Annotated in this window: 13 protein-coding genes; 8 read left to right on the forward strand and 5 right to left on the reverse strand. The window is 70.0% G+C overall.

Features of this window, described 5'->3' with window-relative positions; translation table 11 throughout:
* Positions 1-20: 20 nt before the first annotated feature.
* The 4 genes from ML01_RS04855 (at position 21) to lptF (ending at position 4074) form a co-directional block, all read left to right on the forward strand.
* Entirely contained in the window at positions 21-800 is a 780-nt protein-coding gene (locus ML01_RS04855; protein ID WP_058554270.1) for an alpha/beta fold hydrolase, read from the forward strand.
* A 30-nt stretch (positions 801-830) separates the two neighbouring features.
* Entirely contained in the window at positions 831-1952 is a 1122-nt protein-coding gene (locus tag ML01_RS04860; RefSeq protein ID WP_058554271.1) for a DUF3616 domain-containing protein, read from the forward strand.
* A 44-nt stretch (positions 1953-1996) separates the two neighbouring features.
* Positions 1997-2566, forward strand: a complete 570-nt coding sequence (locus tag ML01_RS04865; RefSeq protein WP_058554272.1) for a hypothetical protein — start codon at positions 1997-1999, stop codon at positions 2564-2566.
* 389 nt (positions 2567-2955) lie between these two features.
* Positions 2956-4074 (forward strand): LPS export ABC transporter permease LptF, encoded by a 1119-nt coding sequence (gene lptF / locus ML01_RS04870; RefSeq protein WP_058554273.1) that lies wholly within the window; start codon positions 2956-2958, stop codon positions 4072-4074.
* 232 nt (positions 4075-4306) lie between these two features.
* Here the strand turns inward: lptF and ML01_RS04875 are convergent, their stop codons facing one another.
* On the reverse strand, positions 4307-4588 hold the full coding sequence (locus ML01_RS04875; RefSeq protein ID WP_058554274.1) for a hypothetical protein: 282 nt from the start codon (positions 4586-4588) through the stop codon (positions 4307-4309).
* Between the two features lie 373 nt (positions 4589-4961).
* Between ML01_RS04875 and ML01_RS04880 the strand changes: the two genes are divergently transcribed.
* From ML01_RS04880 to ML01_RS04890, 3 genes are all read left to right on the forward strand, one after another.
* Positions 4962-5948, forward strand: a complete 987-nt coding sequence (locus tag ML01_RS04880) for a MerR family transcriptional regulator (protein WP_058554275.1) — start codon at positions 4962-4964, stop codon at positions 5946-5948.
* 134 nt (positions 5949-6082) lie between these two features.
* On the forward strand, positions 6083-7672 hold the full coding sequence (locus ML01_RS04885; protein WP_058554276.1) for an imidazole glycerol phosphate synthase HisHF: 1590 nt from the start codon (positions 6083-6085) through the stop codon (positions 7670-7672).
* Positions 7673-7689: 17 nt separating this feature from the next.
* Positions 7690-8610: a hypothetical protein gene (locus ML01_RS04890; RefSeq protein ID WP_254045138.1), complete on the forward strand. Its 921-nt coding sequence runs from the start codon at positions 7690-7692 to the stop codon at positions 8608-8610.
* Between the two features lie 100 nt (positions 8611-8710).
* Here ML01_RS04890 and ML01_RS04895 read toward each other — a convergent pair whose 3' ends face one another.
* From ML01_RS04895 to ML01_RS04910, 4 genes are all read right to left on the reverse strand, one after another.
* Positions 8711-9550 (reverse strand): hypothetical protein, encoded by an 840-nt coding sequence (locus ML01_RS04895; protein WP_058554277.1) that lies wholly within the window; start codon positions 9548-9550, stop codon positions 8711-8713.
* A 38-nt stretch (positions 9551-9588) separates the two neighbouring features.
* Positions 9589-10557: a GNAT family N-acetyltransferase gene (locus ML01_RS30085; protein WP_216819109.1), complete on the reverse strand. Its 969-nt coding sequence runs from the start codon at positions 10555-10557 to the stop codon at positions 9589-9591.
* A 248-nt stretch (positions 10558-10805) separates the two neighbouring features.
* A complete protein-coding gene (locus ML01_RS04905; RefSeq protein WP_058554278.1) occupies positions 10806-12023 on the reverse strand; it encodes a cupin domain-containing protein in 1218 nt (405 codons plus the stop codon).
* Positions 12020-12937, reverse strand: coding sequence for a DMT family transporter (locus ML01_RS04910; protein ID WP_058554279.1), 918 nt, complete (start codon positions 12935-12937; stop codon positions 12020-12022). Before ML01_RS04910 ends, ML01_RS04905 begins: the two co-directional genes overlap by 4 nt.
* A gap of 307 nt (positions 12938-13244) precedes the next feature.
* Between ML01_RS04910 and ML01_RS04915 the strand changes: the two genes are divergently transcribed.
* Positions 13245-13844: an OmpA family protein gene (locus ML01_RS04915; RefSeq protein WP_058554280.1), complete on the forward strand. Its 600-nt coding sequence runs from the start codon at positions 13245-13247 to the stop codon at positions 13842-13844.
* Positions 13845-14146 lie beyond the last annotated feature (302 nt).

The raw sequence follows: 14146 nt of genomic DNA on the forward strand, positions 1-14146 counted from the left end.
CCCAGGAGGAGATTCGCGACATGCTGCGATTGCCGGCCGACAACGAGATATTCCGCACTATCACGGCGCCTCTGCGTCTCGCGCTCGAGGCCCGCGCGCCCTGGGAGCTCGGCGCCGGTTTCGCGGCACAACCGCTGCTGACGCTGGCGCCGAAGGGCGACGGCCATCCGGTGCTGGTGCTGCCGCTGATGTTCGGCACGGACATCAACACGCTGCCGCTGCGGCGCTTTCTCGCTGGCCGCGGCTATGCCGCGTCGGCTTGGGGGCAGGGCCTGAACCTGGGCCCGCGGGCCGGCGTCTTCGAGGCCTGCCGCGAGCGGCTCGCGGCGCTGTCCGATGAGGGCAGGCAGCAGGTCAGCCTGGTGGGCTGGAGCTTGGGCGGGCTCTTCGCCCGCGCGCTGGCCCTGGCCGCGCCGGCCGAGGTGCGGCAGGTGATCTGCCTCGGCACCCCCATCGCCGCCGACCCGCCGCCAGCGGCCCTCTGGCGCACCTACGAGCAGCTCACCGGCGATCCCATGGGTCTGCCGCCGGCCCTCGGCGACCTGCACGGCCGGCTGCCGGTGCCGGCGACGAGCATCTACAGCCGGAGCGACGGCATCGTCGCCTGGGCGCAGAGCCGGGAGCCGGACGGGCCGCAGGCAGAGAACATCGAAGTCGAGTCGAGCCACCTGGGCCTCGGCGTGCACCCGCTCACGCTCTACGCCGTCGCCGACCGGCTCGCGCAGCCGCTGGGGCAGTGGCAGCCGTTTCGCCGCGACGGGCTGCTTGGTCTCCTGTATCCGGAACCGGGGCGCGGCTGAGCCGCGCCAGGCCGCCAAGAGCTCGCGCCGATGATTGCCACGCCCCTGCTGCAACCCTTGCTCCGCTTCACCGGCGCGGCGGATCCGGACCGGTTCCGCGACGACCTGTCGGCCTGCTGTTTCGACGGCCGCGGGCGGCTCTGGTGCGCCAGCGACGAGCTCACCGGCCTGTCTTGCCTGCCGCCGCAGCCGGCGGCCGCCTCGGGTGCTGTCACCTTCGGTTCGCACCGGTTCATGAACCTAGCGCCGCTGTTCGATCTGCCGGACGGCCCGCACGAGGAGCTGGACCTCGAAGGCATGGACGCCACCGACGATGCCCACGGCCGCGAGCGCATCTGGTTCGTCGGCTCCCACACCAGCACCCGCGGCAAGCCGCGCGCCGACGAGCCGGAACGCAAGCAGTTGAAGGCGCTCCGCGACGTAAAGCGACGCCTGAACCGCTTCCTGCTCGGCTATCTGGAGCCGGCACAGGACGCGGCCGGGGCACAGCAGACCGCGCAGTTGCCCATCGGTAAGCGCGGCAATGCGCTGAGCGAGGCATTGCGCGACGACGAGCACCTGGCGCCCTTCCTGCGCTGCCAGGACGCCGGCCGCGGCTGGCCGCAGCTCGCGAGCAAGGAGAACGGCTTCGACATCGAAGGGCTCGCGGCCCGCGGCGCGCGGCTCTTCCTCGGACTGCGCGGGCCGGTGTTGCGCGGCTGGGCGCTGCTGCTGGAGGTCGAGATCGACGATGCCAGGGCGCCGAAGCTCAGGCTGAACCGCATCGGCCGCGGCAAGCGGCGCTATCGTAAGCACTTCATCCATCTCGACGGCATGGGCGTGCGCGATCTCGTCTGGCATGGCGACGATCTGCTGATCCTCGCCGGCCCAACCATGGACATCACCGGCCGCCAGACGCTGTGGCGCCTGCGCGATGCCGCGGGTCTCGCCGACGACAGCCTGACCGCGCGGGGGCCGGCGCTCACGGCGTTGTTCGACGTGCCCGTCGAGGCGACGGGTGACAAGGCGGAAGGCCTTGCGCTCTGGCCGCAGCCGGCGCGCGACGCGGCGGCGGGGGCCGTGCTCGTCGTCTACGACGCCCCCGTGGCGGCCCGCAAGGTCGAGCCCTGCGGCGTCAAGGCGGACGTCTTTGCGCTGCCGGCCGCGGGCTGACTGACGGCCCCGGCTCCGGCCGTTACTCAGGGGACGCTCGAACCATGCGCACCAGCGCCACCGACCCGATCCGCATCGATGCCGTGCAGGTGGCCACCGGCGGCCGCCTCGGGCTCACCTTCTGCCCGGGCAAGCGCGACCCCTACGCCCGCGGCGGCGGCTGGTGGCGCGATCTCGATGCGGATCTGGACGCGATCGTCGCCTGGGGCGCTTGTGCCGTGCTCTGCCTGCTGGAGCCGCACGAGCTGGAGCTGCTCGCGGTGCCCGGGCTGGCGGACGGCGTCATCACGCGCGGCATGGACTGGCATCACCTGCCGATCCGCGATGTGGACGTGCCGGACGACCGCTTCGAGCAGGGCTGGCCTGCGGTCCGGGACAGCCTCGGCACGCGGCTTTGCGTCGGCGAGGCCGTCGTCGTCCACTGCCGCGGCGGGCTTGGGCGCAGCGGGCTCGCCGCCGCCCGGCTCTTGATCGCGCTCGGCACGATGCCGCGGGACGCAATCCGGCAGGTGCGCGCGGTGCGCCCCGGGGCCATCGAGACCCTTGCCCAGGAGCGCCATGTGCTGGCGTCTGCGGAGGCTGCCGCCGGGAATGACCAAGGCGGGGCAGGATAGCCTCGGCGCAGCCCTGCGGATCGGTCCGCCGCAGGCGTGTGGCTAAGGCGATTCCTGTCAAAAAACATACCGCCTGGCTTGTCTTTTCGCCCGCCTTCTGCGTCGCGGCAGCGGGTGCATCGTTCGACTATGCACCCGCTGCCGCTCCTTGAAGGCGGACGAAAATCCTGCGCCATTCGGTACGTTCTTTTCCGGCAATCGCCTAAGCTCGGCACCGCGCTGCGCGTGCGCAAGTCGGTGCGGGCAGCCACGGCTCGCCGTCCCGCGCAGAGCGCCAGAGCGAGCGGCGCGAAGCACCGGTGCCAGGCCCGCCGGTGCTGCTCGCCGGCGTTGCGCAGCATGCGGGCAAGCGCGGACAATGCGCGTCCCGCCGCCGGAAGCGTCTTCGCATGTGGAGTCTGGTCGACCGCTATTTTCTGCTTGAGATCTTCAAGGTCTTCGCGGCCATCATGGCCACGCTGGTGCTCGTCGTGGCGAGCATGCTGCTGCTGCGCACGCTGGAGCAAGTGAACGTCGGCGCGTTGCAGGGGAGCGCCGTGCTGCGATTCTTGGGTTTGCAGCTATTGCGGGATACCGCCACGCTGATTGCGCCGGCGGCCTTTCTCGCCGTGCTGATGGCGCTCGGGCGCATGGCGCGCGACAGCGAGCTCATCGCCTTCACGGCCGGGGGCATGGGGCCGTCGCAGGTGTTCCGCGCCGCGCTGCTGTTTGCGCTGCCGGTGGCGCTGCTGACGGCATGGATGTCGCTTGTGGTGAAGCCCCATGCCTCGGCAGAGATCCAGCTCATCGAGGCGCGCAAGGACGACGAGGCGACCCGCATCAGCGGCTTGCAGGCGGGACGCTTCTACCAGCAGGCCGACGGGGCGGTGACCTTCTATGCGGCGGTGGTGGATGCCGAGAACCGCTTTGCCAACGTCTTTGTGCAGGACCGCCGCAGCGATCCCCCGCGGGTGCTGTTGAGCGAGCACGGCTATTACCGGGAGTCGCGCCGCGATGGCGCTCAGGCGGTGGTGCTGGAGGAGGGGCGGCGCTTCGACGGCACCCCGGGCAACCCCGCCTACACCATGCTCGACTTTGATCGGCTGACTTACTTCGTCGCCAGCGCCGATCCGTCGCAGGCCGCCAATTTCCGCCGCGCGGCGACGCCCACCGCGCTGTTGATTGCTGCCGGCGAGCTCCGCGACTGGGCGGAGGTGCAGCATCGGCTCGCCGCCGCGCTCGGCGTTGTCACCCTCGCGGTGCTCGCGGTGCCGCTGACCCAACTGTCACCCCGGCGGCGGGCTAGCGGCCGACTGTTTGTGGCGTTCCTGGCCTATTTCGCGTTCTTCAACGGCCAGCGCCTCGCCGAGGAATGGCTCGTCAACGGTATCACGCCGCCCTGGCTCGGCATGCTCTGGTACCAGGGCGTCATCATCGCCGTCGTGTTCGGCGTGCTGCTGCCCGGCAGCTATTGGGCGCGGCGGGTGCGAGCTTTTTTCAGGGGCTGGGGTCTAGGGGCTAGGGGCTAGGCTGGCCCGTAGCTTGCATGAGGGAGCCGAACGTTTGTGGATAAGTCGAGTTTCACGACGTCACGACGCTTGCAGGCAAAAGGGCCGAGGGCTAACGGAGCCCGCCTCGGCCCTCGGCCCTTGGGATCAGTCACCGCTCGGTTCGATTTCGATAGCGATTTCGATGGCTCGGTCTGAAGTGCAGCCTCGCTAGCCCCTAGCCCCTAGCCCCTAGCCCCTAGCCCCTAGCTCACTAGCCGCTGGGACCTGCCTCGACCCCCAGCAGCTTGGCCGGCACGCTTACGCCTGTCCGGTCCGTGATCTCCGCCATCGCCGCGCGCAGGGCGGTGGCGACGCTGAGCGCCTGCACGACATCCCCGGCGCTGGCGTGCTGGATATCGGAAAATTCCTCGACGAGCTTTAGCACGCGATGGAGCAGCAAGGCGACGTGCTCGGCGTTGTCGGTGCCGGGCGCTAGGGGCAGCTCAAGATCGAAGCCGCGCAGGGCGTCGGTGTTCAGCACGGTTTGCAGCATGGTTCTCGCTCCTGTGGGGCGCGGTGGGGTCGGACCGCGCGATCGGTTGTGGGCGCCTTGCGGCCGCTGCGGGCTATTTGCCTTTAGCGGACGCTGAGGGCGCGTCGCTTCTCGCGGGCTGGACAGGGTAGCTAGCGTAGGGATTATCCTGTTCAAAACTTGGACGCGGCCGGTCTGGCACCATCTTCGAGCCAGACGCTCACCGAGGTAACCGGGTCTCTCGCGGGCGTCTGCCTGGCTGTCTATGTTTTGACCAGGTTCTCCGTGCACGTGAGCTACAACTTAGACCCAAGGCTCCGCGTTGTCAATATTCTGTCTGCACTAAATATGGACAAAAGATCTACAAGTCCGCTGCTGCGCCGGGGGCCTAGCCGTGAGTGACGCCGACGAGTCCGAGGTCGGCCAGACCTATCGCATCGGTGCCGTCGCCAGGCTGACCGGCATCCCGCCGGACACTTTGCGGGTCTGGGAGCGACGCTATGCCGTCGTGACCCCGGTGCGCTCGGACGCCGGCACACGCCTGTACCGAGCCCTGGACGTGAGCCGGCTCAACCTGATCAAGCGGCTGGTGGACAACGGCGATGCCATCAGCCATGTCGCACGGCTGTCGCTGGAGCACCTGCGCGAGCGCGCCCAGGGGCTGGACAGCCCGTCACCGGCGGCACCGGATCAGCGCCCCTGCCGGGTCGCGGTGCTCGGTCCGTCGCTGCCGTTGCTGTTGCGGCATCACGGGTCCCTCACGGAGGCGGCCAGTGCGGACGGCGATGGGGTGGAGCTGGTCGGGCTTTTCACCGAAGAGACACTGTTCCGCGACCGTGTCCACCAGCTCGGTCTCGACCTCCTGGTGCTGGAGTGGCCGACACTGCACGAAGACGAGCTTCGCCACATCACGGACCTGGCCGCCCGCTCCGGCGCACCGCGTACGCTCGTGGTCTACAACTACGCGAGCCGTGAGGTCATTACCCGGCTGCAGGCCTTGCACATGCAGCCGAAGCGCGCGCCGGTGGACCCGGCCGAGCTCAAGCGCTGGTGTCTTGCGCTGCATGCCGCCGGGCGGGGCACCGGGGCAGCGTTCGTGGATTTCGATCTCAGCGCACCGGTGCCGCCGCGGCGCTACGACACGGCTGCGCTGAGCCGCATCGCCGCCGCATCGCCGGCGGTGAAGTGTGAATGCCCGCACCATCTGGTGGAGCTGGTGTCAACGCTGGTGGCGTTCGAGGCCTATTCGCGGGAGTGCGAGAGCCGCAACGTCGACGATGCCGCGCTGCACGCGTTCCTGCACGCGGCGACGGCGCAGGCGCGCGCCACCATGGAGGCGGCACTGGCGCGGGTCGTTGAGGCCGAGGGCATCGAGATCTGAGCCCCGCGGCGCGACGCGCGGCAGGCCTGGCGCCATGGCGGCGCGCTGCGCCGACCGGCGCAGGACGGGCGGCTGCGATGCGAGTATGACGGGCTGGTAAACTCTCGCCCGTTTCCCGACCACGGCCGCACGCGATGATCTCTCTCCTCGACTATGGTGCCGGCAACGTGCGCAGTCTGCGCAACGCCGTCGCGCGCCTGGGCTTTGCGCTCACCGATGTCCGCACCCCCGCGGACATCCTGGGCGCCGAGCGCCTGTTGTTTCCCGGTGTCGGCGCCTTCGGTGCGGCGATGGGGCGGCTCCGCGAGCTCGGTTTCGCCGAGCCGCTGCGGGAGTATCTGCTCGCGGACCGGCCCTTTCTCGGTATCTGCATCGGCTTGCAATGCCTGTTCGAGGGCAGTGCGGAATCCCCCGGCGTGCCCGGTCTCGGCGTGCTGCCGGGGCAGGTGGAGCGTTTTCCGGCGGCGGCGCTGTCGGTACCGCACATGGGCTGGAACGGGCTGCGGCCACGGCGTGAGTCGGCGCTGCTGGCGGAGCTCGAGGCCGAGCGCTTCTACTTCGTGCACTCCTACTGCGCGCGCGCTGATGCCGGCACCGCGGACTGGCTGCTCGCCGAGACCGACTATGGCCAGCCCTTCGTCGCCGCCGTGCAGCACGGGCAGGTGATTGCGCTGCAGTTCCATCCCGAGAAGAGCGGCGAGCCCGGCATCGAGCTGCTGAGACGTTTTTTGGCGGGCGAGGTGTCGGTGGGCACCCCCGGCAGCACACCGCCGCCTACGCCGCCGACGCGGCTGGCCAAGCGCGTCATCGCCTGCCTCGACGTGCGCAGCAACGACCAGGGCGACCTCGTGGTCACCAAGGGCGATCAGTACGACGTGCGCGAGCAGGGCGAGGTGCGCAACCTGGGCAAGCCCGTGGACCTCGCCGCGCGCTACTACCACGAGGGCGCGGATGAGATCACCTTTCTCAATATCACCGCGTTCCGGGATTTCCCACTGCGCGACCAGCCGATGCTGGAAGTCCTGAGACGTACCTCGGAGCAGGTCTTCGTGCCGCTCACCATCGGCGGTGGCATTCGCGCCTTCACCGATGCCGACGGCCGGGCGCACAGCGCGCTCGACGTGGCCGCTGAGTACTTCCGCTCCGGTGCCGACAAGATCTCCATCGGCTCCGATGCGGTCTACACGGTGGAGCAGGTGCGGGCGCGCGGCGCCGACGGCACCAGCGCCATCGAGCAGATCGCCGCGCGCTACGGCAACCAGGCCGTCGTCATCTCCATCGACCCGCGGCGGGTCTACGTGGATGCCCCGGACGCCACGCAGCGGACGGTCATCGAGACCGCCATCCCGGGGCCTAACGGCGAGCGCTTCTGCTGGTTCCAGTGCACCGTGAGCGGCGGACGCGAGGGGCGCGATGTGGACGCCGTGGAGCTCGCCCGGGTCTGCGAGCAGCTCGGCGCCGGCGAGATTCTGCTGAACAGCATCGACCGCGACGGCAGCGGCGCCGGCTTCGATCTGGAGCTAGTGCAAGCTGTGCGCGGCGCCGTGCGCATCCCGGTCATCGCCTCCAGCGGCGCCGGCAGCCCGGCCCATTTCGTCGAGGTGTTTGCCGAGACCGGCGCCGACGCGGCGCTCGCCGCCGGCATCTTCCATCGCCGCGAGGTGCCCATCGCCGCGGTCAAGGCGGCCTTGGCCGACGCGGGCGTCCCGGTTCGCCGCGCCTGATAGAGAGGTGCTCCCCCATGCAGCAGCAGGCAACAGCGCATCGATCGAGCTCGCAGCGCCGCGGGCGCGGGCAGCGCCCATCGAGCGTCGGACCTTGGGCGGGCGTCGTCGCGCTGGCCGCGGCGCTGCTCTTGGGGGGCTGCGCCGGGCTTGGCGTCGGCGGCAAGTCGGCGCTACCGGCGGGCATGGAGCGCGATGAGCTGCTCACGACCATCGCCGCCTGCCACCTGCGCCGTGTCGTGCAGAACGAGGACCGCGGCGCCACCGATGCGGTGGTCATCGCCGCCGTCGAGCGCTACGGTATCGAGGTGGAAGACATGGTGGAGCGGGCCAATGCGCTGACCCTGGCGGCGGCGGACCCCTCGGCACGCGCATCGCTGCGGCGCCTGACGCTAAGCGCCTGCGAGAAGCTCGCGACGCTCACCGGCACCACCCCGAGCCTGGTGCGCTTCGACGGCGCCGGCAAGATCGGCAACACCTGGATCGTCGTCAATGGCGAGATCCGCGACGGCTTCGCCGATGATGTCATCGACAAGCTCCGCACCGAAAAGGCCATCGGGCTCTTGATCTCGAGCCCCGGCGGCTCGCTGTACGAGGCGCGGCGGCTCGGCCGTTACCTGCGCCAGAACGGGCTCCGGGTCGGCGTCACCGGCATTTGCACGTCCGCCTGCGTCGATGTGCTGGCCGGCGGCATCGAGCGCTACGTGACCCGGCGCGCGCAGCTCGGCATCCACCAGAGCAAGGTTCCGCGGCACCTGAGCAGCCACGAGGGCGGCCAGCTCTCGGTGGTGGCCGCGGCGCTGTACCTGCGCGAAATGGGCATCGACGACACCGTCGCGCTGGCCGCGGCCTCGGTGCCGAACAACAGCATGTACTGGATCTCGCTGGCCGAGGCGCTGGAGACGGGGCTCGCGACCAAGCTCGTGGACTCGCTGTAGTGGAAGGGCCGAGGGCCGAGGGCCGAGGAGGGCTCCCTTCGCCCTTGGCCCTTGGCCCTCTTGGCCCTTGGCCCTCAAGCGCCTTGTTCCCTCAAGCAAGCTAATCGGCAGCCCTCACCCGGATCTCAAGCTGCGACAGGTCGCCCGTCGTTTCCTGCCCGCGGCCGGCGATGCCGGCGGCCCCGCGGCGCCCGGTCGCGTCGGTGCTGCCGAGCGGCAGCCAGGCGCCGAGCGGACCCGTCACCTGGGTCTGCACGCCACCGCCGCTCACCTGCCGGCCGTCGAGCACCGCGGTGCGCTGCGCGATGTCTACTACCACGCGCTCGCCCATGACCCGCGGGGTCACGCTGAAGCCGCTGCCCGTGTCCACGGCCGTGATGCTGTCGCGCTGCCAGGCGCCGCCCGGCGTGCGCCAGTGCTCGCGCAGCGGCACCGGCGTGGTGGTGCCGAGCTCGATGCGGGCGCTGCCGCCATCGACGACGCGGACCTGCTGCAACACCTGCCGGCGCTCCCCGCGCTGGTCGGCGCGCACGTCGATGCCCGTCCTGCCGCCGGGGCCGATGACGACGCGGCCCTGCTCGCCGACGGGCTCGTCCACGCTGATGACCGCGCCGCGGCGCTGCGCTTGCCGGTCGAGCACGCTTCGGACCTCCACCAGCAGGTTCCGGGCCGGGCGGTCCAGCACGTCGAGCGCGCGGCGAATATCCGCGAGCCGCGCCGGTGACGCCCGCACCAAGAGCAGATTGTTGGCGCCCGTGACCACGCCATCCGGGCCGGCCAGCGGCGCGAGCTGCGGGATCAGCTCCGCCGGCAGCCGGTGCTGAGGCTCGATAATGGTGAGCGGCGGCTCGGCGGCGACGCTGCCGACGGCGAGCAGCAGCAGCGCGCCGAGCCAGCACCGCGGCCGCGGCCGGGCTTGCGGGCGGGGATTCAGGTTCATAGCGTTACTTTCACGGGTACAGCTTCACAGGTACAGCTTCACAGGTACAGCCGCCGCAGGCCGGGGTGCAGGTCGCTCTGCTGCCAGAGCTGCTCGAAGCGCCGCCGCAACTGGCTTGCCCGGGCGCCATCGGCGAAGTCCACGACCAGGCTGTCCGGGGCCGACACCCGGCGTAGCGCATAGCCGCACTCATCGGCGATGAGGCAGGGCTCGGCGGCATCGGCCAGCTCCTCCGGCAGACAGCGCAGCGCAATGGCGGAGCTGAGGCGCCGCGAGAGCTCGATGAGCCGGTGGCCGCGCTTGGTCGGTGCCTCGGCGTCGGCGAGCAGCACCCGCACCGGCAGCCGGCCGCGGCGCGCCACGGCCAGGCGGGTCATCGCATCCAGCACCGGCCGGCGGTCGTACAGGGCGGGCTCCAGGTTCGGCGTAATGACCAGGAGCTCGGTCTGCGCCTGCGCCGCCAAGCGGCTCGCGGCGTCGCTTTGGGCATGCAGCGAGTCGAGCCGCAGCGGTCCAGCGCTGGCGCCGAGCAGCCGCTGGGCGAGGTCCGCGGCCTGAAGCTGCCCGGCATCGGCGAGGTGCATGCGCCGGTGCGGGATGCCGGCCTCGTCGAATGCCTCGCCCTCGGGCGCGAAGCCGAGCCTTGCGTAGAAGGGCAGGGCGTGGGTCTGCGCGTTCAGGAACAGGTCCGGCAAGGCGTCCGCGCCGGCGCTGCGCACGAGCTCCAGCAGCAGCGCCCGGCCGATGCCCTGCCGGCGGTGCGCCGCCAGCACCGCCATCCGGCCGATCTGGCCGGAGGGCAGCAGCCGCGCGGTGCCCAGCGGCTCGCCGTCGGCGCCCTCGGCGATGACGTGGACGGCCTCGGTATCGAGGCCGTCCCACTCCAGCGCCTCGGGCACCTGTTGCTCGCGCACGAAGACCTGCCGGCGGATGGCCTGCAGCGCCGGGGCATCGCGCTCCCAGTCGGCGCGGCGGATGCGGTAGGTGGTGTTGGACGGATCAAGCATGCTTGGTTGGGAACCGTTCAAAAACCCACTCATCCCCGACACTCACGTTCCGCCAGTGCCGTTCGCCGAAATCGAAATCGGGATCGAAATCGGAATCAAGATCCAAACTCTAACCCCAACCGCATTCGTCCGCTGTCGCTCACCATCGATAGCAATCGCGATCGCCCCACGTTGGGTTCCACTGCGGACGGTTGCACCATCAGGCTTCGGCAGAATTGCTGCCGATCGGCGAGAACGCAATCCAGCAATCAGTCCGGCAGCCCGTCGTCCGGAATCACGAAATGCCCCGCGTTGAAGAGCGCGGCCAAGAGCGCGACGCAGGCGGCGTCCGCCAGCCACCGCTCGGCGTCGGCGGCGAGCAACCCCGGGCGCCGGCAGAGCGCGGGCAGGAAGCCGCAGCGCCCGGCCGGGAGCGCATGGCAGTCGCCGTTTGCGAACAGCAGATCGGGCTCGTCCGCGCCGACGCCGCGCAGGTAGAGGAGCCGCGACGCGCCGTCGCGTCGGAGCTCGCCCCGGGCGCGTAGCAGCGACAGCACCTCGGCACCCGGCCAGGCGGGCTCCGGCGGCAGCAGGGCGATGTTCGGCTTCTGCTCCGTCAGCGTGGCGCCGAGCCAGCGCCGAAATAGATCCTCGTCCGCGTCGGCGACGAGCCGCTCGATCTCGCTGCGCATAATCCGCGGCAGCGACGCCGGCAGCTCCGCCGGATCAGGGATGCTCGCCGCGGGCTCGGGCTCGGGCGGGTCGCGCCAGCGGCTGTCATCGGCGCGCGTCTCCAACAGATGCTGGAACCAATCCGCCGCGAGCTCGTGCCAAGCCGGCGCCCGCAGCCCGACGGACCAGGTCATGCACGGCCCCTCTGCAATGCCCCAGTGCGGCACGCCCGGGGGTAGGTAAAGCACATCGCCGGGGCCGAGCAGCCAGTCCTGGTCCGGCTCGAAGTCGCGGAGGATGCGCAGATCCAGGTCCGGCAGTATCCCGGTGGGTGGATTCGGCCGGGTCACGATGCGCCAGCGGCGGTGGCCCTGGACCTGCACCAGAAAGACATCGTACTGGTCCAGGTGCGGTCCCACGGAGCCGCCGTCCTCCGCCCAACTGATCATGATGTCGTCGAGCCGCCAGGCGGGCAGGAAGTCGAAGCACGCCAGCAGCTCGGCCACCGCCGGTACATGCTTGTCCACGTCCTGCACGAGGAGCGTCCAGTGCGTCTCGGGCAGGTTTGCGAACACGGCCTCATCGAAGGGGCCGTGGCTCACCTGCCAGGGCCGCTTGGGGTCGTGCTCGTGAACGATGCGCGATTCCACGTCCGGGTCGCAGGCGAGACCGGCGAGCTCGTCGGGCTCCACCGGCGAGCGGATGCCGGGGAACGCCCCGGGCAACAGCAGCGGACGGCGCTGCCAGAAGTCCCGGAGGAACCGCGCTGCGTCGAGGCCATCGGGCCAGCGCAGGGTCCGGGGCAGATCGATCATAGTCCCCTCCCGGCGACAGGCGCCGCCTGCCGGCCCACCAAGCCCGGGCGGCGCGTAGAGCGCGCCGCGAGCAGCCCGGCCAGCGCGATGAGCAGCGTGCCGAGCATGGTGCCGGGCGTCAGCGGCTCCGCCCACAGGAGCCAGCCGTACGCGGCACCGAACACCACGGCGGAGTAGCCGAACACCCCCATGCTGGACGCGGGCGCCAGCGACAGCCCGCGCGTCAGCGCAAGTTGGCCTAGCGTGGCCGCGATGGCGACGCCGACCAGGCCGAGGGCGGCGGGCAGCGACGGCGTCTGCCACGACCACAACAGCGGAACGGCCGAGATGGCAGCCGCGATCAGCGCGAAGTAGAAGACGATGCGCGTCGGCGGCTCGCTCCGCGACAGGCGGCGCACGGTGACCTTGGCCAGCGCCGCGAGGATGCCGCCGAGCAAGCCGATCAGCGCGGCCGGCGAGACGCTGATCCGGCCGTCGGCGAAGCTCGGGTCGAGGATGACCGCCACGCCGGCGAAGCCGATGCCGAGCGCGAGCGCGAGCGCCGGCGTCACGCGCTCATGCAGCCACAGCACGGCGATCACCGGCATGAAGATGGGCGCGGTGAGTTTCAGCAGCATCGCCTCGGCGAGCGGCATCACCGCGATGGCGTAGAAGAAGCAGTACATGGCCGAAACGCCGGCCACGGCGCGCAGCAGGTGCAGCGCAGGCAGCCGGGTGGCGAGGTTGCCGAACCCGCGGTGCGCGAGCCACGGCAGCAGCAGCGCGAGGCCGAGCAAGTTGCGTGCGAACACGATCATCTCGTTGTCGAGCTCCGTGGACACGAGCCGGATGCAGACGCCCATGGTCGCGAAGCACAGCTCGCCGAGGACGATGAAGGCCGCGCCACGGACCAGCGATTGGGTGCGATAGGGCATGGCTTGTCGTGTCTAAGCAACAGTGGTGGCGATTCTGTGGTGCTGGTGTGATATAAAAAGGTCAATAAAATAAATCGTTTATCGAATACAGCTCAGAGTGATGATGCAAGAAGCCCGAAAGAATCAAAAAAGTTGCACTAATGCCGCTGACATTCGCTACACTATTGGAGCCGATCCTTGTACCCCTGCTCGGCGAGCGCACACCTGCAACCTGACGCATTGCGATAGAAACCGGTTAAACGCGGCCTCTTGCAGCAGCACTTGCCCCTGCCCATTTTGTCACCACGCAACACTCGGGAGTCTAACGATGCGATATCTCCAAACCCTGCGCACCCTCGCGCTGGCGGTCCCGGCCGCCGCGGCCCTCAGCTTCAATGCCGTCGCCCAGGAATCGGACGACACCTATTGGTACGCCTCCGGTGACCCGACGGTTCCGGATGGCCAGCTCTGGGTCACCAGCTACGGCGAGTGCTGGCAGTCGGCCGCGCCGGATGGCCCGAGCAACCTGCCGCCCTGCGAGTGGGCGGTCACCGAGCCGCTGGTGCTGCGCATCCAGTTCGCGCTGGACCGCTACGGGATGGACGACATCCTGAACCCCGAGGTGCTGGCCAACCTGGACGACTACATCGAACAGCTCAAGGCTTCCCCGGTTCGCGAGCAGCTCAAGATCGGCGGCTTCACCGACAAGCTCGGTAGCTGGGAGCATAACCTGGTGCTGAGTGAGAACCGTGCCGACACCATCCGCAACTACATGATCGACCGCGGTGTTCCGCCGGAAGACATCGGCCGCGTCACCGGTCACTCCTGGGAGGTCCCGACCGAGTACGAAATCGGCGACCTGGGCCCGCTCGAGAACAACCCGCTGCGCCGCCGCGTCGTGGTGCTGCCGATTCCGCCCGTCGAGTAAGCCCATCGGCTCGGCACAGCCTCTCGGCCACCAGCGCCGAGAGCAGCCTGCCCAAAAGCCCGCCACGTTCTGCGTGGCGGGCTTTTTTTGTGCCGTTTGCGCCCTTCCTGGACCGGCAGGGCATGGGATCTGCTGAGGACCCTCCTCGGCCTTCGGCCCTTCTTCGACTCGCGACACCGCTCCAGCGGTGTCGCGCGTCTGCGGGCGCTCCGCGCCCCGGTGCGCCGAGGTACCGAAATGGCGGAGGGATCGGTGCATTTTGACGGGTGCCGAGGCAAGACCGCGGCATTTGAGAGAAGTCC

This window comes from Thiohalocapsa sp. ML1, from assembly GCF_001469165.1.
Classification (GTDB): Bacteria; Pseudomonadota; Gammaproteobacteria; order Chromatiales; family Chromatiaceae; genus Thiohalocapsa.